Origin of the sequence: Methylogaea oryzae, assembly GCF_019669985.1 — a bacterium.
Taxonomy (GTDB): Bacteria; Pseudomonadota; Gammaproteobacteria; order Methylococcales; family Methylococcaceae; genus Methylogaea; species Methylogaea oryzae.
Window position 1 is genome coordinate 691,351 of the sequence record NZ_AP019782.1, and the last position, 17,041, is coordinate 708,391.

General features: G+C 64.3%; 21 protein-coding genes. 10 read left to right on the forward strand and 11 right to left on the reverse strand.

Annotated features, from left to right (window positions below):
- Positions 1–3: 3 nt before the first annotated feature.
- A complete protein-coding gene (locus K5607_RS03455; protein ID WP_221048201.1) occupies positions 4–693 on the forward strand; it encodes a hypothetical protein in 690 nt (229 codons plus the stop codon).
- Positions 694–695: 2 nt separating this feature from the next.
- Here the strand turns inward: K5607_RS03455 and amrA are convergent, their stop codons facing one another.
- Together amrA and amrB are read right to left on the reverse strand one after the other, a co-directional pair.
- Complete coding sequence (amrA, locus tag K5607_RS03460; RefSeq protein WP_054772875.1) at positions 696–1,250, reverse strand: AmmeMemoRadiSam system protein A; 555 nt, start codon at positions 1,248–1,250, stop codon at positions 696–698.
- A 17-nt stretch (positions 1,251–1,267) separates the two neighbouring features.
- Positions 1,268–2,056: an AmmeMemoRadiSam system protein B gene (gene amrB, locus K5607_RS03465; RefSeq protein WP_054772876.1), complete on the reverse strand. Its 789-nt coding sequence runs from the start codon at positions 2,054–2,056 to the stop codon at positions 1,268–1,270.
- Positions 2,057–2,147: 91 nt separating this feature from the next.
- On the opposite strand from amrB, the gene amrS reads away from it, so the two are divergent.
- Complete coding sequence (amrS, locus tag K5607_RS03470) at positions 2,148–3,266, forward strand: AmmeMemoRadiSam system radical SAM enzyme (RefSeq protein WP_054772877.1); 1,119 nt, start codon at positions 2,148–2,150, stop codon at positions 3,264–3,266.
- Between the two features lie 140 nt (positions 3,267–3,406).
- Here amrS and K5607_RS03475 read toward each other — a convergent pair whose 3' ends face one another.
- Positions 3,407–3,790: an Hsp20/alpha crystallin family protein gene (locus K5607_RS03475; protein ID WP_054772878.1), complete on the reverse strand. Its 384-nt coding sequence runs from the start codon at positions 3,788–3,790 to the stop codon at positions 3,407–3,409.
- Positions 3,791–3,808: 18 nt separating this feature from the next.
- A complete protein-coding gene (locus tag K5607_RS03480) occupies positions 3,809–4,246 on the reverse strand; it encodes an Hsp20/alpha crystallin family protein (protein WP_221048202.1) in 438 nt (145 codons plus the stop codon).
- 163 nt (positions 4,247–4,409) lie between these two features.
- Between K5607_RS03480 and K5607_RS03485 the strand changes: the two genes are divergently transcribed.
- The 6 genes from K5607_RS03485 to K5607_RS03510 all read left to right on the forward strand — a co-directional run bounded on the left by K5607_RS03485 (position 4,410) and on the right by K5607_RS03510 (position 8,827).
- Positions 4,410–5,357 carry a DnaJ C-terminal domain-containing protein gene (locus K5607_RS03485; RefSeq protein WP_221048203.1) on the forward strand — a complete coding sequence of 316 codons (948 nt, stop codon included), beginning with the start codon at positions 4,410–4,412 and terminating at the stop codon, positions 5,355–5,357.
- A gap of 3 nt (positions 5,358–5,360) precedes the next feature.
- Complete coding sequence (locus K5607_RS03490) at positions 5,361–5,672, forward strand: chaperone modulator CbpM (RefSeq protein WP_221048205.1); 312 nt, start codon at positions 5,361–5,363, stop codon at positions 5,670–5,672.
- A gap of 9 nt (positions 5,673–5,681) precedes the next feature.
- Complete coding sequence (locus K5607_RS03495; RefSeq protein ID WP_221048206.1) at positions 5,682–6,626, forward strand: zinc metalloprotease HtpX; 945 nt, start codon at positions 5,682–5,684, stop codon at positions 6,624–6,626.
- A 130-nt stretch (positions 6,627–6,756) separates the two neighbouring features.
- Positions 6,757–7,185, forward strand: coding sequence for a thioredoxin TrxC (gene trxC, locus K5607_RS03500; RefSeq protein ID WP_221048207.1), 429 nt, complete (start codon positions 6,757–6,759; stop codon positions 7,183–7,185).
- A 14-nt stretch (positions 7,186–7,199) separates the two neighbouring features.
- A complete protein-coding gene (locus K5607_RS03505) occupies positions 7,200–7,676 on the forward strand; it encodes a phosphate-starvation-inducible PsiE family protein (protein ID WP_054774216.1) in 477 nt (158 codons plus the stop codon).
- An 11-nt stretch (positions 7,677–7,687) separates the two neighbouring features.
- Positions 7,688–8,827, forward strand: coding sequence for a S1C family serine protease (locus K5607_RS03510; RefSeq protein WP_221048208.1), 1,140 nt, complete (start codon positions 7,688–7,690; stop codon positions 8,825–8,827).
- Between the two features lie 62 nt (positions 8,828–8,889).
- Here the strand turns inward: K5607_RS03510 and K5607_RS03515 are convergent, their stop codons facing one another.
- The 5 genes from K5607_RS03515 to K5607_RS03535 all read right to left on the reverse strand — a co-directional run bounded on the left by K5607_RS03515 (position 8,890) and on the right by K5607_RS03535 (position 14,057).
- Entirely contained in the window at positions 8,890–9,849 is a 960-nt protein-coding gene (locus tag K5607_RS03515) for a sulfotransferase family protein (RefSeq protein WP_054774214.1), read from the reverse strand.
- A gap of 347 nt (positions 9,850–10,196) precedes the next feature.
- Positions 10,197–11,006 (reverse strand): ABC transporter permease, encoded by an 810-nt coding sequence (locus tag K5607_RS03520; protein ID WP_221048209.1) that lies wholly within the window; start codon positions 11,004–11,006, stop codon positions 10,197–10,199.
- Complete coding sequence (locus K5607_RS03525) at positions 11,006–11,737, reverse strand: ABC transporter ATP-binding protein (RefSeq protein ID WP_221048210.1); 732 nt, start codon at positions 11,735–11,737, stop codon at positions 11,006–11,008. The genes K5607_RS03520 and K5607_RS03525 overlap by 1 nt, the downstream gene beginning before the upstream one ends.
- 386 nt (positions 11,738–12,123) lie before the next feature.
- Positions 12,124–12,576 (reverse strand): DNA polymerase III subunit chi, encoded by a 453-nt coding sequence (locus K5607_RS03530; RefSeq protein ID WP_054773868.1) that lies wholly within the window; start codon positions 12,574–12,576, stop codon positions 12,124–12,126.
- Positions 12,573–14,057, reverse strand: coding sequence for a leucyl aminopeptidase (locus K5607_RS03535; protein ID WP_221048211.1), 1,485 nt, complete (start codon positions 14,055–14,057; stop codon positions 12,573–12,575). Before K5607_RS03535 ends, K5607_RS03530 begins: the two co-directional genes overlap by 4 nt.
- Before the next feature lie 90 nt (positions 14,058–14,147).
- Here K5607_RS03535 and lptF point away from each other — a divergent pair, with 90 nt between their 5' ends.
- Positions 14,148–15,302, forward strand: a complete 1,155-nt coding sequence (lptF, locus tag K5607_RS03540; protein ID WP_054773867.1) for an LPS export ABC transporter permease LptF — start codon at positions 14,148–14,150, stop codon at positions 15,300–15,302.
- Entirely contained in the window at positions 15,299–16,366 is a 1,068-nt protein-coding gene (lptG, locus tag K5607_RS03545) for an LPS export ABC transporter permease LptG (RefSeq protein WP_221048212.1), read from the forward strand. The genes lptF and lptG overlap by 4 nt, the downstream gene beginning before the upstream one ends.
- Here the strand turns inward: lptG and K5607_RS03550 are convergent.
- Together K5607_RS03550 and K5607_RS03555 are read right to left on the reverse strand one after the other, a co-directional pair.
- Complete coding sequence (locus K5607_RS03550) at positions 16,363–16,800, reverse strand: RDD family protein (RefSeq protein WP_221048213.1); 438 nt, start codon at positions 16,798–16,800, stop codon at positions 16,363–16,365. The genes lptG and K5607_RS03550 overlap by 4 nt on opposite strands.
- Before the next feature lie 12 nt (positions 16,801–16,812).
- Positions 16,813–17,034 (reverse strand): hypothetical protein, encoded by a 222-nt coding sequence (locus tag K5607_RS03555; RefSeq protein WP_054775095.1) that lies wholly within the window; start codon positions 17,032–17,034, stop codon positions 16,813–16,815.
- Positions 17,035–17,041 lie beyond the last annotated feature (7 nt).

Sequence of the window (17,041 nt, forward strand, 5' to 3'; positions counted from 1 at the left end):
AGGATGCGGCGATCGGGTAACGAAAAGACGACGCAGATGGGCGGCTTAGTGCGGCGGGAGTGGATATTTTCCGTGCCCATGAACAACCGCGACCAGAATACCGGCGCCACTTTGGTAGTGACGTTCCTGGTGGCGTTGGTTGTCGTTTCCGTATTGCTCGCGCTGTTCGCCCGTTTGCTGCTGTCCCATTACGAGGCGCAAGCCGCGGCTGCCGCGCCGGCGGCCAAGCCGCGCGTCGCCGTGCTCAATCAGGAAGCCGAACAGCTGCAAAAGAAAGTGGTGGACCTGGTTTCCGGTTCCATCGAAGGCAAGTTGCAGGCCATCGAAAGCAGCATCCAACACGGTCAGGTAACGGCCGCCGATTTGCAGGCGTTGGACGAATTGCGCCAGGAATTGCGCATATTGGCCAGCTACGGCGCCAATTCCCAGGCGGTGGTTGCCGATCCCATGATGATCCGCGGCGGTATCCCCACGGCGGCTGCGGCGGCTCCGGAAGAGAGCGGCGGCTTCGATGGATTGGCTTTCGCTAAGAATCTGTTCTATTTCAGCATCGCTTCCGTCAGCGTGGCCGGCTTGCTGGTGGGCAGTTATTGGCTCTATTGCGCTCGGCGCCAGCGCCGGTTGCCGCCGGGCTTCGTCGGTACGCGTCCCCTCATCACCCGGGGGCGTTCGTTCACGGTGGACGATCGCTAAGCTTACGGGAATTGTTCCGTTTCGTAGCGGTACGCCTTGAACTGCGGCGACCAATAGTCCCTCGGCCATCCCCCTTTCTGCTGCAATCGCTCCACGAATTGGCGCGGGTCGGGCAATGACTCCCACACCGACGGTAGAAACGTGGCGCGTCGTCCGCCTTCCTGCAATATCAAACCGTCCACGCCGGGCCGCAACTGGGCGATCAGTTCCTGCTGCGACGCCACCGCCATGGCGCTGGGTTCGCCCAGGATGGAAATGTGGATGTCCAGCCGGTCCAACTCGTCCGCCGCTAGCGGCGCGAAACGATGGTCGGCGAAAGCCGCCGCATAGGCGTTGTCCGCCACGTCTTCCGCCAAGGGGCGCTCCGCCTGCAGCATGCCGACGCAGCCGCGCAAATCGCCGTCTTTTTCCAGGGTGACGAAACAAGCGGCCAGCCGCCGCAATTCCGGGGGCAGGTTCGCCAAGTCCACCGGCAACGGCGTGTGGTGGGACAGGCCGTAAGCGATGGAACGGCGCGCCAGATCCAGCAGATAGCGGCGGTGCTCGTTATTCAGCATGGGGCGTTCCTTCCGTTTCAGTGAAAGGCATAGGCGCCGTAGCCGACCACTTGGTCGCGGGGCCCGGCGGTGTCCCCGGAGTTGCGCAAGTCCAGGACTTTACAGCGCAACCCCCGGCGTTGCGCGGCATAGAGCAAGCCGCTCACCGGCACGCGGCCGCAGGCGTCTTGGTAGTCCAGGTCTTGGTAGCGCAATTGGGCGATGGCGGCGGAGGTGGCGCTGTCCATGTGCTGTGCCTCCGTATAGCTGTGGTAATGGCTGAGATCGGAGCTGACGACGATAAGGGTTTCCTCGCCGCCCCACAGCCGTTCCAGTACCGCGGCGATTTGTTCGGGCGGGGCGTCGCCCGCGACCAGCGGCACCAGGGAAAAGCACTTCAGCACTTCCTGCAAAAACGGCAGGTGCACTTCCAGGCTGTGTTCCTGGCCGTGGGCTTGATCGAGGATGTGCACGAAGGGCAGGTCGGACAGGGTGTCCAGCGCCGCGCGATCCAGCGGCACCGAGCCCAGCGGCGTGGCGAAATAATCGGCGCTGCTGGCGGCGATGCCGCGAAAAGCCACCCGGTGCGATGGCCCCAGCAGCACCACCCGGCTGATGCGATCCGCGGCGGCCCTCAGCTGGGCATAAACGCTGGCGGCCACCGGGCCGGAGTAGACGTAGCCGGCGTGGGGCGCGATGATGGCTTTGGGCGGTCCCAGCGGGTCGGTCGGCGCAACGGCGAGAAAGCCTTGCAACATGCGGTGGAGTTCTGCTGCGTCGGCCGGATAAAAGCTGCCGGCGACGGCGGGATGGCGGGTGCTGGTCATGGAGGCCTCCAGGGTAAAACCGGCAAAAGCCGCTATGCTGTCCTACACAGCATAGCAGTGGTCAGCATAAAACCCATCGGGGGAACCATCCATGGCCGAAACGCTTTACCAACCGCCGGAAACCTTTCCTACCCATTACTGGCACGCGCTGGACGACGGCCGCGTGCAGTGCGACCTGTGCCCGCGCTATTGCAAAATGCACGAAGGCCAGCGCGGCCTGTGTTTCGTGCGCGGCAACGTGGGGGGGAAGGTGGTGTCGCTGTCCTACGGCCGCTCCAGCGGCTTTTGCGTGGACCCGGTGGAGAAGAAGCCCCTCAACCATTTCCTGCCGGGCACGCCGATATTTTCCTTCGGCACGGCCGGCTGCAATCTGGCCTGCAAGTTTTGCCAGAACTGGGACATCAGCAAATCGCGGGAAATGGATTCCCTCATGGACCGGGCTTCGCCCGAGGCCATCGCCCAGGCGGCCCACGACCTCGGTTGCCGCAGCGTCGCTTACACCTACAACGACCCGGTGATTTTCCACGAATACGCCATCGACGTGGCCCAAGCTTGTCGGGCGCTGGGCATCAAGTCCGTGGCGGTCACCGCCGGCTACGTCTGCCCGGAGCCGCGCCGGGAGTTTTACCGCTATATGGACGCCGCCAACGTGGACCTGAAGGCCTTCACCGAGGACTTTTACCACACCGTCTGCGGCGGTCATCTGCAAGCGGTGCTGGACACCCTCGTCTACATCAAGCGGGAAACCTCGGTCTGGTTGGAGCTGACCACCTTGCTGATTCCCGGCGAAAACGATTCGGATGCGGAGCTGGACAACATGACCCGCTGGGTGGTCGAGCACTTGGGGCCGGACGTGCCCATGCATTTCACCGCTTTCCATCCGGACTGGAAAATGCAGGACAAGCCGTCCACGCCTTTGTCCAGCCTGAGCCGGGCGCGGCGCATCGCCATGAACAACGGCGTGCGTTACGCCTACGTGGGGAATGTGCACGACAAGCAGGAGGAGAGCACCTACTGCCATCATTGCGGCCAGATGCTCATCGGCCGCGACTGGTACGTGCTGTCGGAATGGAATCTCACTTCCCAGGGCACCTGCAACCGCTGCGGCACGCCCTGTGCCGGCGTGTTCGACCGCTTGCCCGGCGATTGGGGCGCTCGGCGCTTGCCTGTGGACATGCGTCGCTACGCGGTCCATGGCGGCGCCGAATAAACCGGCGCCGTGTTATTCGGTCCCCCTTCCCACCGGGGGGAGAGTGGAAAGGCCGTGGTTTTTGATGCCACCCTCTCCCCAATCCTCTCCCTGCCAGGGAGAGGGGGGGCCGAATTCGTTGGGGTGAGAGGGGGCTTTACTTACGCGACCTTGATTTCGATCTTGCGCGGCTGGGCGTGTTCCACTTTCGGGATGCGCAGCTTGAGGACGCCGTGCTTGAACTCGGCGGAGACTTTTTCGCTGTCCAGTTCCTTGGACAGGGTAAACACGCGCCGATAGCGCGGCACGCCCACTTCGGCGTGGCTGGATTCCATGCTCTCCGGCGTGTTCAGCGCGACTTCGCCCTCGATGGTCAGGCTGTCCGCTTCCACGTGCAGGTTGAGCTTATCCTTGGGCACGCCGGGCAGGTCGGCGTACAGCGTGATGCCGGCGGAGTCCTCGATCACATCCACCGGCGGCAACAGCGCGGTTTCCGGCAGGGCGGCGCCGGCTTGCTTGGTCGGAGTTTTTGCCTGGTCGTTCATGGTGGTTCCTCCTGTCGTTTACTGGATGGCGATGCGGCGCGGTTGGGCAGCTTCCTGGCGCTTGAGGCTGATGTGCAGCACACCGTCGCGGTACTCGGCGGAGACGCCGTCGGGGTCGATGTCGTCCGGCAGGCTCACTACGCGGCGGAAGCGGCCGGTGAAGCGCTCGTTGATGTGCACCGTGGCTTTGGCTTCCCGCGGCGGCAGGTCGGTGGTCCTCTCGCCGGCGATGGTGAGCACGCCGCGTTCCAGGTTTACTTCGATTTTGTCCGGCGCCAGCCCCGGCACGAAGGCATACACCTCCACCGCTTGCGGCGTGCTGCCGACGTTCAGCGCCGGGAAGCCCCCTCGGCCGAAGCCGCGGATATTGGGTTCGGGTTCGAACGCCTGTTGCACTTCCCGCTGCAAGCGGTCCAGTTCGGCGAAAATGTCGCGGGGGAACATGGATCGGTACATGGCTTGGTCCTCCATTTACGTTGAATGCTACTTCGGCCGATAGCCGGTCGGCCCACATCCCAGACAATAGGTTCGCCCGGCGAAATTTCAATGGCTTGACTTGCCGACCGTTCGCCACCATCTTTCCGGCAGACCGCAACGAACGAAGAGAAGGAGAATCCGCTTGGAGTTCAAGGACTATTACAAAACCCTGGGCGTCAGCCGCGACGCCAAGCCCGACGAGATCAAGAAAGCCTTCCGCAAGCTGGCGCGCAAATACCATCCGGACGTTTCCAAGGAGCCGAACGCCGAAGCGCGCATGAAAGACCTCAACGAGGCCTACGCGGTGCTGTCCGATCCGCAAAAGCGCGCCGCCTACGACAAGTTGGGGCAGGGCTTCAGCGCCGGCCAGGATTTCCGGCCGCCGCCGGACTGGGATACCGGCTTCGATTTTTCCAGCGGAGGTTTTTCCGGCGCGGAAGCCGCCGATTTCAGCGACTTCTTCGCCGAGCTGTTCGGCGGGCGCATGGGCTGGGGGCGCGGCCGGGGCGGCGCCCAGTTCCGCGCCCGCGGCGAAGACCACCACGCCAAGATCCGCCTCAGCCTGGAGGACGCCTACCACGGCGCCACCCGCAGCCTCAGCCTGAGCGCGCCGCAAGCGGACGCCCACGGCCGCGTGACGCTGGCGGAACGCAAACTCAATGTGCGTATTCCCAAGGGCGTGCACGAGGGCCAGGTGATTCGCCTGAGCGGGCAGGGCAGCCCGGGACTGGGGGGCGGGCCGCCCGGCGACTTATACCTGGAAGTGCAGTTTGAACCGCACCCGCGTTATCGGGTCGAAGGACGGGACGTTTACGCCACGCTGCCGGTGGCGCCCTGGGAAGCGGCCCTGGGCGCCCGCGTGCAGGCGCCGCTGCCGGACGGCAAGGTGGAGGTGCGCATACCGGAAGGCTCGCAAGCGGGCCGCAAGCTGCGCCTGGCCGGCCGGGGCATTCCCGGCGCGCCGGCCGGCGACCTGTACCTGGTGCTGGAAGTGGTGCTGCCGCCGGCCACCGGCGGCAAAGCCCGCGAGCTCTACCAAACCATGGCGCGGGAGTTGGCCTTCAATCCCCGCAGCGGCCTGGGAGTCTGAACCATGACGCAAGAACACATCGCCCTGTCCCTGGAGGAAACGCGGCTGACCGTGGACGAACTTTCCGTGAGCTGCACCGTCAGCCGCGAGTGGATCGTCCAGCACGTGCAAGCCGGCGTATTGCTGGCCGACCCCAGTCCCGATCCCAGCGGCTGGGGCTTCAGCGGCCGCGACCTGCTGCGCGTGCGGCGTCTGTACGCCCTGGAGCGGGATTTCGATGCCAACCCCGAGCTGGCCGGCCTGGTGGCCGACCTGTTCGACGAATTGGAGCGCCTGCGCGGCCGTTTGCGGCGCGCCGGCCTGCCCGTCGATTGAGGCGTCGCCATGCGAACCGGCACCTGGCTGCGGCATGCTTGGATCAACCGCTTGCAGACCCTGCTGCTGATCCTGTTCCTGCTGGGGCTGCTGGCCGTCGTCGGTATGCTGCTGTGGGGGACGGACGGCGTGTGGATGCTGCTGGCGGCGGGCGCCGCCGCCCTGTTGCTGCAACTCGCCGTGGCCCCCTGGCTGGTGTTGCGACTGTACGGCGCCCGCCGGTTGGACTATGGGCAGGCGCCGGCATTGTTCGACCTGGTGCGCGAGCTGTCCCGGCGGGCGCAGCTACCCGTTCCGCCGGCTTTGTATTGGGTGGACAGCGCCATGAGCAACGCCTTTGCCGTGGGCAATCGCGGCAGCGCGGCGATTGCTTTGAGCAGCGGCTTGCTGGGCCAATTGAATCTGCGGGAATTGGCCGGGGTGCTGGCCCACGAAGTGGCCCATATCAAGAACGGCGATATCCGCGTGATGGGGTTGGCCGACAGCCTGTCCCGCATGACCGGATTGCTCTCCCTCATCGGCCAGGTGTTGCTGCTGGTCAACTTGCCGCTGCTGTTGCTGGGGGAGTTGGGCCTCAACTGGTTGGCCTTGCTGCTGCTGATGTTCGCGCCGCAGCTGGCCATGCTGGCCCAACTGGGCTTGTCGCGGGTGCGGGAGTTCCACGCCGATCTGGACGCGGCGGCGCTGACCGGCGACCCGCAAGGCTTGGCCCTGGGGCTGGCCAAAATCGAAGTCGCCCAGCGCGGCTGGCGGCGCTGGCTGTTGCCGGGCTGGGGTTCGCCGGAACCGTCCTGGCTGCGCACCCATCCTTCCACCGAGGAGCGCATCCAGCGCCTGGCGTCCCTGGTGCAGGAGGAATACGAGCCCTGGCACGAGCGCTTCGACCCGCCGCGCTTCGCATTCGCCGTGCCGGTGCGGCGGCCCCGCTACCGCATCGGCGGCGTTTGGTATTAGCAGGCCTAGGCAAAGCCTCCGGTTTCTCAGGCCTGTGCGCCGCGCAGGGAGGTGCGGCCCCGAGTTGAACTACGCCAAGGAGGGGCTTTCAGCAGCCCGTTAGGACGATTCGTTCGAGGAGCTATCGGCCATGTCCCTGCACATCGTTTGTCCCCATTGCCGCACCGTCATCCGCGTGCCGTCCCAGCGCCTGGGCGAATCGCCCCGCTGCGCCAATTGCCGCAAGGCGTTATTCGACGGCCACCCGGTGGCGCTGTCCCTCGCCGATTTCGACCGCCATTTGCAGCGCAACGACATTCCTCTGCTGGTGGATTTTTGGGCGCCCTGGTGCGGTCCCTGCCGGGCCATGGCGCCGGCTTTCGAGCAGGCGGCGGCGCAGCTGGAGCCGCGGATCCGGTTGGCCAAGGTGAATACGGAGGAGGAACAGGCCCTGGCCGCCCGTTTCGGCATCCGCAGCATTCCCACTTTGATCCTGTTCCGCCAGGGGCATGAGCTGGCGCGCCAGTCCGGCGCCATGGGGGCGCCGGATATCGTGCGCTGGGCCGGGCAGGCGGTTTGATCGCGGACGCCGCCATGAGCAAGCCGTCCGAAAACTACTGGCAGGTGATGACGTTTTACGAGCGTTTCGAGCAGGTGGTGGCGCTCATCCTCAGCTCGGTGATTGCCGTCATCATCGTCGTGGCGCTGCTGCAGTTGATCCGAACCGTATTCGTCCTGTTGCTGTCCAATTCGTGGAATCCGCTGGACCACCAAGCGTTCCAGAGCGTGTTCGGCATGATCATGACGCTGCTTATCGCCATGGAATTCAAGCACTCCATCGTCAAGGTGGTGTTGCGGCGCGACAGCATCATCCAGGTGAAGACCGTCGTGCTCATCGCCTTGATCGCCCTGGCGCGCAAGTTCGTCATTCTGGATTTGGAAACCAGCCCCGGCAAAATCGCCGCGCTGGCCGGCGCTTTGCTGGCGCTGGGCGTGGTGTACTGGCTGCTGCGCGAGCGCGACGACCGCGAGGTCGCCCTGCAAGCCGAAAAACAATCCCGTCAACGCTAAGGAGCAATCCCATGACCGAGCCCAGGCAAGACCCTTTCTTTCCCCGCCTGATTTGGATCACCCTGGCCGCGGCCGTGCTGATCCTGCTATGGCGCAACAGCGGCAATGCGCCCTTCGTGCCCGCCGGGGGCGGCGGCGAGCCGGCCTCGGCGCGCATCGTCACGCCGAGGGGCGATCTGGCCGCCGACGAAAAAAGCACCATCGAATTGTTCGAAAAATCCAAGGATTCGGTGGTTTACATCACCACCAAGCAGCAGGTGATGGACGTGTGGACGCGCAATGTGTTTACCGTGCCGCGCGGCACCGGCTCCGGCTTCATTTGGGACGACGCCGGCCACGTGGTCACCAATATGCACGTTATCGAAGGCTCTAACGAAGCCCAGGTGCGGCTGTCCGACGGCCGCGACTACAAGGCCGCCCTGGTGGGCGTGAGCCCCGCCCACGACATCGCCGTGCTGAAGATCGGCGTGGGCTTCAAGCGCCCGCCGGCCGTGCCCATCGGCAGCAGCCGCGACCTGAAAGTGGGGCAGAAAGCCTTCGCCATCGGCAACCCGTTTGGCCTGGACTGGTCGCTGACCACCGGCATCGTCTCCGCCTTGGACCGCTCCCTCACCGAGGAAAACGGCGTCACCATCGAACATTTGATCCAGACCGACGCGCCCATCAATCCGGGCAATTCCGGCGGCCCGCTGCTGGACTCCGCCGGCCGGCTGATCGGCATCAACACGGCGATTTACAGTCCGAGCGGCGCCAACGCCGGCATCGGTTTCGCCGTGCCGGTGGACACCGTCAACCGCGTGGTGCCGCAGATCATCCGCCAGGGCCGCTATGTGCGGCCAGCCTTGGGGATCGAAGTGGACGAAGGCTTGAACCAGCGCTTGACTGCGCAAATGCAGCTGGAGGGCGTGGTAGTGCTGCGCGTTACGCCCGGTTCGGCCGCCGCCGCCGCCGGCCTGCAAGGGGCGGTCATGTCCCGCGAAGGCATCAAAACCGGCGACGTCATCGTCGCCCTGGAAGGCCGCCCGGTGGATTCCGTCGGCAAGCTGCTGGCGCGGCTGGACGATTACAAAGTGGGCGATACGGTACGCATGAGCGTCCTGCGGGACGGCGATAAGCGGGACGTGTCGGTCACCTTGCAGCCGGGAAGCTGAGCCCTCGCCGCGCCGCCTCGGCAAGGAGGACGGGGCGGCGCCAAGCAGCGAAGCGGCGGGCTCTAGTAGCCTCTTTCTTGGCAGATTTGGGTGAATATGGCTTGATGCTTGGCGAACGCCTCCATTTGCTCGGCCAAGTCGGGCACCATGGCGGCGAGACGTTGCTCGAACAGGGACGCCGCCATGACATAAAGTTGCAGGTCCACGGCGTTGCGACGGCGCAGCAGCGCCTCGTGGCTTGGTTCGAAACGCAGGCGTTGATGGGGGGCCGCGGCGTTCAAGCGGCGGTAAACCGGCCACATGGTCCAGCCGAGGCGGCGCCGGAACAGCATCAAGCTCTGTTCGAAGCGTTCCGTCAGGCCGAACGCGGTCAGGTCCGCCAATATTTCCAGGGCGTGATAGACGGCGGCTGGATCGTCCGGGTCCTCCGCGAGCCCGCCTATTCCCAATAACTGGCGGGTTTGCAGGTTATCCAGCTCGCTTCCGGCATCGCTTTGCAGCAATTCGTTCAAGTCGAAGTCGTCGGGCGGAAAGCGCGTCAGCAGGCTGGCGATTTTGCCTTCGCTGACGTGCTGGCAATAGGAGCGCACGCGCGCGATCGGGTCGCGCAGCAGCGTGATCGCGGGCACGGTGTCGATTTCCGCCTCGTTGGTGATATAAGGCGCGTGGCCCGAGATCAGGCGGATGTCGAGCCGCTGCTCCGCCGACAACGCCCGCCAGCGTTCCAGGTCCTCCGTCAGGTCGCCGGTGAATTGGAATTCGCCGCCGGGATAGAGTCGTTGCAGACAGTCATGGAAGCTGGTGCCGGCGGTCTTCGGAATATGCAGGAAGCGAAGCCGCGCCGGGACGGATTGCTGGGATCCGGCTTGATCGCCGACCCTGGACAGTTCGCGCAAGCTGAGGTCCAACGCTTGTTCGTAATACCCTACGGCGTTTTCCATGTCGCCCGCGTTTTTCGACTCCAAGGCCTGGAGGAAAATCGCTTCCAATTGATTGAGAAAAGAACCTCTGATGTTGGACATGTCCGTGTAATGGCCGGTGTTCGCTCCGCGTGTCGATGCCGTCGGGTGTCGAGCACCCGCTGACCGCCGCTGCACGGGGTTGTGCTGATGACGCGCGGTGAGCGATGCGTTGCAAGGATCGCCGCGAGTCTCCGGCGGCCATTGTCGCGGGTCTTACTTACCGGATTATGAGGCGGGGCTTAGGAAACCCTGAGCGCTGCCGCCGCGAGGCGCGCGCCGTCGCCGGGCCGAGAGGATTCGTCCTGGGGCAGGGTTGGGGGAGGGGGCTCAAGGCCGCGCTCGGGGCGTCGGGCTAGCGCCGTCCGGGCGGCTTGAGCCTGGGGGTGGTTGAGTCTCGCGGGTCGGGCTCAGCCCGGGCCGCCGCCCTTCTTCGGCATCATGCCTTTGGACGGGTTGTAGCCCCACACCGCCAGCGCCAGGAACAGCAGCAGCGCAACCGCCGTATAAGCCGTGGCGTAGGCGTTGAACTGGCCGTACAGGGCGAAGCGCAGCATTTCGATGGCCTGGGAAAACGGGTTGTATTCGGCCAGGCGGTACAGCAGCAGGTTGGCTTCCTTCAGGCGCCACAGGGGATAGAGGGCGGTGGACATGAAGAACATGGGGAAGATGACGAAATTCATCACCCCGGCGAAGTTCTCCAGCTGCTTGATGAAGGTGGACAGCACCATCCCCAAGGCGCCCAGCATCATGCCGGACAGGATCAGCGCCGGGAATATGGCCGCATAGCCTTGCCAGGGCGGCTGGATGTCGTAGAACCAGGCGATGGCCAGGAAGAGATAAGCCTGCACCGCCGACACCAGGGTGCTGGCCATGAGTTTGGAGGCCAGCAAAAACCAGCGGGGCAGGGGCGCGACCAACAGCGTGCGCATGCTGCCCATCTCGCGGTCGTAGACCATGGACAGGGAGCTTTGCGTGCCGTTGAACAGCTGGATCACGCCGATCAGGCCGGGCGTGATGTAGACCTCGTACAGGATATAGGTTTCGTAGGGCGGAATGATGGCTAGCCCGAGTGTCGAGCGGAACCCCGCCGCGAACACGAACAGCCAGATCAACGGCCGCACCAGGGCCGAGGCGAAGCGGCCGCGCTGCTGGACGAAGCGCAGCAGCTCGCGGCCGACGATGCCGTTGAAGGCGCGCAGGTAATGCATGGAGGCCATTAGGCTGCCTCCCCGGTGTAGTAACGGAAGGCGGCGGCGATGTCGGCCGCATTGGCCGCTTGCAGCACGTCGGGCACGGCGCCCTGGGCGCGCACTTTGCCCTGGTGCAGCACGATGAGGCGATCGGAAGGGTAAATTTCGTCGATGAGGTGGCTGGCCCACAGCACGGCGATGCCCTGTTCGGCGGCCAGATGGTGCACGTAATCGACGATGGCCTTGCGGCTGGGCACGTCCAGGCCCACGGTGGGCTCGTCCAGCAGCAGCAGGGAAGGCTTGTGTAGCAGGGCACGGGCGATTTCCACCCGCCTTCTGTGGCCGCCGTTGAGCTGGCGGACTTTTTCGAAACGCCGCTCGTACATGCCCTGGCGCTCCAGTTCCTCTTGGATGCGCGCATCGGCCTCTTTGCGGCCGATGCCGTGCAGGGCGGCGTGGTAGCGCAGGTTTTGCGTCACGCTCAAGTCCATGTCCAAAGTCGGCTGCTGGAACACGACCCCCAGGCGGGCCAGGGCTGGTCGCGATTGGCTCTTCACATCAAAACCGGCGATGGCGATGCGGCCGTCGCGGCTGTCGTAGAGGTGGGTGATGAGGGCGAACAGCGTGCTCTTGCCGGCGCCGTTGGGCCCCAGCAGGATGCAGCACTGGCCGGCTTCCACGGCGAAGCCGACGCCGTCCAGGGCGGCTTTCTTGCCGTAGGCGTAGGAGAGGTGGTCGATTTTCAGGGCGGTGGTCATGGGCGCGTTATCGATTTCGAATAGCGAGCTAGGGCGCCGTAGGCGTGTTTCATTTGGTTAGAGGGTATTGGTTGTCCCAGCCGAACAAAACCAGCATGAGCTCAGGTTGGGCGAGCATTGCAGCACCTGCCAACCCCATGAGCAGGCTTAGCACGACGGCAGGAACCCCGGTGATGTAGCCAGCTGGATCTAATCCTTCCCAACCATATGGGATGCGGCGCGTTGCCAATTGTACTCCAGCCCCTACGAGCATAAGGAGACCGGCACCACGCATGCCCGCCGTGGAGCTGACGAATAGAAATAGCGCGACGACTACTGCGAATGCGCTGAATCTGGCTATGGTCCAGCGAGTTGACCTTTCTGGTGGAGGCAATCTCATGGATGGGTTAGCCGTTCATCGGCGGCGCCGTTTCCAGATCGTGGGTTTCAAGCTGGTAGCCCAGCGCCTTGTACTGGCGAAAATGCTCGCGGCTCATGTGCCGTTCCTCGTCGCCTTGCGGCACCAGTTCGGCGATGCGCTGGAAACGGCCGTTCCATTCGGGAATGGCAGGAGCGAGGTTGATGAGCACATCGCAGTCTTCGGGCCGCTGGTCGCCTTGGCCGAGGGTGACCGGCGTGAATTCGTCCGGCTCCGCCGCGCCCAGCCGCAGGTGGGGCACGAAGCTGGAGGCGCGGAAGCTCCACAGCAGGTCGTCCAGGACTTGGGCTTCCGCCCCGTCGCGGCTGTGGATGTGGATGCGGTGGCCGCCCCGGTAGGCTTTTTCCGCCAGGCGGCACACCCATACCAGCCGCTCACGGGCGTCGCTCGTGGGCAGCAGGTAAAAATCCACTCGGGTCATTTGGCCCGGTTCAACAGAAACTGCGCGATCAGCGGCACCGGCCGTCCGGTGGCACCCTTGTCGGCGCCGGTTTTCCAGGCGGTGCCGGCGATGTCCAAGTGGGCCCAGCGGAATTTCTTGGCGAAGCGGGACAGGAAGCAGGCGGCAGTGATGGAGCCGCCGTCCGGGCCGCCGATATTGGCCACGTCGGCGAAGTTGGACTTGAGCTGCTCCTGGTATTCGTCCCAGATGGGCATGCGCCAGGCTCTGTCGCCGGCTTCATCGCCCGCCTTCAGCAGTTCGTCGCAGAGGGCGTCGTCGTTGCCCATGAGGCCGCTGGGCTGGCGGCCCAAGGCGACGATGCAGGCGCCGGTCAGGGTTGCCATGTCCACCACCAGCTCCGGGTTGTAGCGCTCGGCGTAGGTGAGGGTGTCGCACAGGATCAGGCGGCCTTCGGCATCGGTGTTGAGGATTTCGATGGTGATGCCGGCCATGCTGGTGACGATGTCGCCGGGCTTGTTGGCATTGCCGCCGGGCAGGTTTTCCGTAGCCGGGACCAGGCCCACCAGGTTCATGGGCAGGGCCAGTTCCGCCGCCATCTGCATCAGCCCCAGCACGCTGGCGCCGCCGCACATGTCGTATTTCATCTCGTCCATGCCGGCGGCGGGCTTGAGGGAGATGCCGCCGGCGTCGAAGGTGAGGCCCTTGCCCACCAGTACCACCGGCTTGGCTTTGGCGTCGCCGCCCTTGTATTCCAGCACGATGAGCTTGGCCGGCTGGCGGCTGCCCTTGGACACGGACAGCAGCGCGCCCATGCGCAGCTCTTCCATGTCGGCTTCGTTGAGGATTTTTGCCTTGAGCTTTTTGTGTTGTTTCGCCAAGCGCTCGGCTTGTTCCGCCAGATAAGCGGGGGTGCAAAGGTTGCCCGGCAGGTTGGCCAGGTCTTTGGCGAGTTCCATGCCGCGGGCGATGGCCAGGCCTTGGGCCAGGCCGGTCGCCGCCGCATCTCGGTCGGCGCAGAGGAAAGCGGTTTTCTTCAGCTTGGGCGGTTTGTTGCTGTCGTTGCCGCTTTTGCACTGGGTGAACTGGTATAGCCCTTCTTCGAAGGCGATAGCCGCTTGGCGCGTTTTCCACCGGCTGTCGCGCTGGGCCACTTCCAGGTCGGTCAGGGCGCACAGGGCGTCGTTGGCGCCGCAGTCCTTGACGGCTTTTATGGCGGCGGACAGGGCCTTGCGGTAGTCTTTATCCGTCGTGTCGCCTTCCTTGCCTAGGCCGACCAGCAGCAGGCGTTCCGCTTTGCCGTGGGGCAAATGGTTGACGAGCAGGGTTTCGCCCGGTTTCCCGGCGGGGTCGTCGCGCTTGAGCAGGCGCGAGATCAGCCCGTCCAAGGCGTCATCCATGGCTTGCGTGGCGGCGGGCAATTTGCGTTTTTCGAAATAGCCCAGAATCAGGCAACCGCAGGCGTGTTTTTCTGGAAAACCGGTTTCTATAGAATAATCCATGGGTATCTCATCAACAGGCGAAGGAACGGTCCGGGCGTGGCGCGACGAGCGCGGGCGTGACGGATGGCGTTAAAGTCTACCGGACTCACCATGAATTTCCATCCCGCCGGCGCGCTGTGGCGCCGGGTTAAGCGATCGATCGCCGTGTTTGACTGCATGGTCGCCGTCGAGGCGGCCGCCACCATGACGGCAGCGCTCAGCGTGCTGGTGCTGATCATCGTCAGCAAGCGTTTTTTGCGCATTTTGGCCAAGGCCATCGAAGGCGAAGTCAGCGGCCAGGCGATTTTCCTGTTGCTGGGCCTGAAGATCGTCGCCGCCACCATCAGCCTGCTGCCCTCGGCGGCGTTCCTGGCGGTGCTGATGACTTTGGGGCGCATGTACCGCGACAACGAAATGTCGGTGCTGGCGTCGGCGGGCGCCGGCTTGGCCAGGCTTTACCGGGCGGTGCTGGTGTTCGTCCTGCCGCTGGTTGTGGTGGGGTGGTATCTGGCCCTGAACGTGCTGCCCTGGACCGAGCAGCAAACCCGCAAACTCTACGAAATCGAGGAAAAAACCGCCGATATCCGCGGCATCAAAGAAGGCAAATTCTCCGAGTCCAGCGACGGCGCCACGGTGTTCTACGTGGAGGAGTACAAAGAACGGGAGAGCATGCGCAATATCTTTGTGCAGAGCGACGAGCACAACAAGCTGGGCATCGTGTCCTCCGATACCGGCTACTTGAAAGTCATGGACAACGGCGACCAGTTTATCGTGCTGCAAAACGGCACCCGCTACGACGGCATCCCCGGCACGGCTAACTTCATCATCACCGAATTCAAAGAGTATGGCGTCAAGATCAAGGGGAAATCCTCCAAGGACAAGGAGGAGGGCAAGCCTCCGGAGCAAAGCATTAAAAGCAGCCAGGAGCTGGTGCAGTCGGCCCAGCCGCGGGACATCGCCGAGTATCAAAAACGGTTGGCCGTGCCTTTCGGCGTGCTGATGCTGGGGCTGCTGGCCGTGCCGCTGTCGCGCCTGGCGCCCCGCGCCGGCGTTTACGGCAATTTGTTCGCCGCGTTCTTCATTTACATCGCCTACGAAAACATGCAGCGCATCATGCAGGGCATGGTGATCGCGTCGAAAGTCCCCGCCTGGCTGGGATATAGCGGCGTATACCTGCTCATGGCCGTCGTCACCACGGCGCTGGTGGTGCGGTCCGTCGGCCCGCGCTGGGTGGCGCAGTTGATCAGGGGGTGGGTGGGCCGATGAAAGTCTTAAACCGTTACATCGGCGCCGAGGTGGTGAAGGGCTCGGCCGTGGCCGAGCTGGTGCTGTTGTCTTTGCTGACGTTCTTCTCGTTTACCGACGAGATGGGCGACTTGGACAAGGGCGATTACCATCTGCGGCAAGTGTTCCAATACTTGCTGTTGATGTCGCCGCGCAACTTCTACGAGTTGATGCCGTCGGCGGCGCTGATCGGCAGCTTGTTCACCCTGGGCGGCTTGGCGAACCACCAGGAGCTGGTGGCCATGCGCGCAGGCGGCGCCTCCATCCGCGCCATCATTTGGGCGGTGCTGCGGGCCGGCTTGCTGCTGGTGGCCGTGGCGGTGCTGATCGGCGAGTTCATCGCGCCCAAGGCCGAGCAGGAGGCGCAGATGTTCCGCTCCGCCGCCCAGCAGAAGCGCGTGGTGACCCGCACCGAGCACGGTTTCTGGCTGCGCGACCAAAATACCTACATCAACATCGGCCAGTTAGGCACTTTGGACGAGCTGTCCAACATCAACCTTTACGAAGTGGACGACAAGCACCACCTCAAGCGGTCCATGCACGCCGATAAGGCTTATTACGACGACGAGGGCAAGTGGCACTTGCAGCACATCAGCCGCAGCGAATTCGAAGCGGAGCGGGTGAACGTGTCGACGACGGACGAGGTGGCGTGGAGCTCCGTGTTGGACCCGGCCCTGTTGAGCGTGGTGGTGATCAACCCGGAAAACCTTTCCATGTACGATCTGGCCCGCTACATCGCGCACATGCGCAACAACAGCCAGAACAGCCAGCCCTACGAATTGGCGTTTTGGGGAAGGCTGGTGACGCCGCTGTCCACTTTGGTGATGTTGTTCGTGGCCGTGCCGTTCATCCTCAACATCCGCGCCCGGGCCGGCGTCGGCCAGCGCATCGTGCTGGGCACCATCATCGGCTTGGGCTTCAATCTGTTCGACAAGATCTTTTCCCACTTGGCGCTGATCTACGAACTCAATCCCTTCTTCGCGGCGGTATTCCCCACCAGCGTGGTGTTCGTCATCGCCTGGTGGTATTTCCGCAAGGTGTTCTAGGGGCGGCCCTCGGTCCGCTCCCGCACCACCGCCGTGCCGCTCAGCCGGTCGTGCCAAGCGCGCCGCGCCGGGTCGGCCAGCATCCACAAAAATCCCAATCCCAGCGCGGCGCCTCCCAACAGGGCGGCGCCGAAGCGCAGATAGACCTGTCGCCGGGACGGCGCTCCGCCGCCGCCGTCGACCAGGCGCAGCCGCCACGAGCGCATGCCGATGGTCTGGCCGCCGTGGGTCCAGCTCCAACCGTTGTAGATCAGGCTGATAGCGATCAGGTAGGCGCCGTACCAGGGATTGCCCGGCGCCAGCGCCTGGCCGCCGGTCAGCGGCAGCAGCAGGGCGGTGCCGATAAAAAACAGCGCCAGTTGAATCAGCGCGTCGTAGGCCAAGGCGGCCAAGCGGCGCCAGAAACCGGCCGGTTCCGTGGAGGGGCTATCCACGCGCGGCCTGGATCAGGAAACGGCGGAGTCTTGTTCGCCGCGGGCGTGCGGGAAGCAGTCGGCGAATTTGGCGCCGAAGAACATGGATAGGTAAACCAGCAGGCCTACCATCACCAGGGACAGGAAAAACGGGAAATGGGAATGGACGAATAACACCAAGGCGAAGTCCGTAACGAACAGGCTGGTTTGCACCGGGTGATCCAGGAAATGTTTGAGTTGGAATTTGGACGCCACGGCTCGA

What these genes read in the sequence shown, in the direction of transcription:
- K5607_RS03520 (WP_221048209.1), bottom strand. Translation starts at nt 11,006, where the DNA reads ATGGCCTCCATGCATTACCTGCGCGCCTTCAACGGCATCGTCGGCCGC.
- K5607_RS03480 (WP_221048202.1), bottom strand. Translation starts at nt 4,246, where the DNA reads ATGTACCGATCCATGTTCCCCCGCGACATTTTCGCCGAACTGGACCGC.
- lptF (WP_054773867.1), top strand. Translation starts at nt 14,148, where the DNA reads ATGAATTTCCATCCCGCCGGCGCGCTGTGGCGCCGGGTTAAGCGATCG.
- K5607_RS03505 (WP_054774216.1), top strand. Translation starts at nt 7,200, where the DNA reads ATGAGCAAGCCGTCCGAAAACTACTGGCAGGTGATGACGTTTTACGAG.
- K5607_RS03515 (WP_054774214.1), bottom strand. Translation starts at nt 9,849, where the DNA reads ATGTCCAACATCAGAGGTTCTTTTCTCAATCAATTGGAAGCGATTTTC.
- lptG (WP_221048212.1), top strand. Translation starts at nt 15,299, where the DNA reads ATGAAAGTCTTAAACCGTTACATCGGCGCCGAGGTGGTGAAGGGCTCG.
- amrB (WP_054772876.1), bottom strand. Translation starts at nt 2,056, where the DNA reads ATGACCAGCACCCGCCATCCCGCCGTCGCCGGCAGCTTTTATCCGGCC.
- K5607_RS03495 (WP_221048206.1), top strand. Translation starts at nt 5,682, where the DNA reads ATGCGAACCGGCACCTGGCTGCGGCATGCTTGGATCAACCGCTTGCAG.
- K5607_RS03535 (WP_221048211.1), bottom strand. Translation starts at nt 14,057, where the DNA reads ATGGATTATTCTATAGAAACCGGTTTTCCAGAAAAACACGCCTGCGGT.
- trxC (WP_221048207.1), top strand. Translation starts at nt 6,757, where the DNA reads ATGTCCCTGCACATCGTTTGTCCCCATTGCCGCACCGTCATCCGCGTG.
- K5607_RS03510 (WP_221048208.1), top strand. Translation starts at nt 7,688, where the DNA reads ATGACCGAGCCCAGGCAAGACCCTTTCTTTCCCCGCCTGATTTGGATC.
- K5607_RS03525 (WP_221048210.1), bottom strand. Translation starts at nt 11,737, where the DNA reads ATGACCACCGCCCTGAAAATCGACCACCTCTCCTACGCCTACGGCAAG.
- K5607_RS03455 (WP_221048201.1), top strand. Translation starts at nt 4, where the DNA reads ATGCGGCGATCGGGTAACGAAAAGACGACGCAGATGGGCGGCTTAGTG.
- K5607_RS03490 (WP_221048205.1), top strand. Translation starts at nt 5,361, where the DNA reads ATGACGCAAGAACACATCGCCCTGTCCCTGGAGGAAACGCGGCTGACC.
- K5607_RS03530 (WP_054773868.1), bottom strand. Translation starts at nt 12,576, where the DNA reads ATGACCCGAGTGGATTTTTACCTGCTGCCCACGAGCGACGCCCGTGAG.
- K5607_RS03475 (WP_054772878.1), bottom strand. Translation starts at nt 3,790, where the DNA reads ATGAACGACCAGGCAAAAACTCCGACCAAGCAAGCCGGCGCCGCCCTG.
- amrS (WP_054772877.1), top strand. Translation starts at nt 2,148, where the DNA reads ATGGCCGAAACGCTTTACCAACCGCCGGAAACCTTTCCTACCCATTAC.
- amrA (WP_054772875.1), bottom strand. Translation starts at nt 1,250, where the DNA reads ATGCTGAATAACGAGCACCGCCGCTATCTGCTGGATCTGGCGCGCCGT.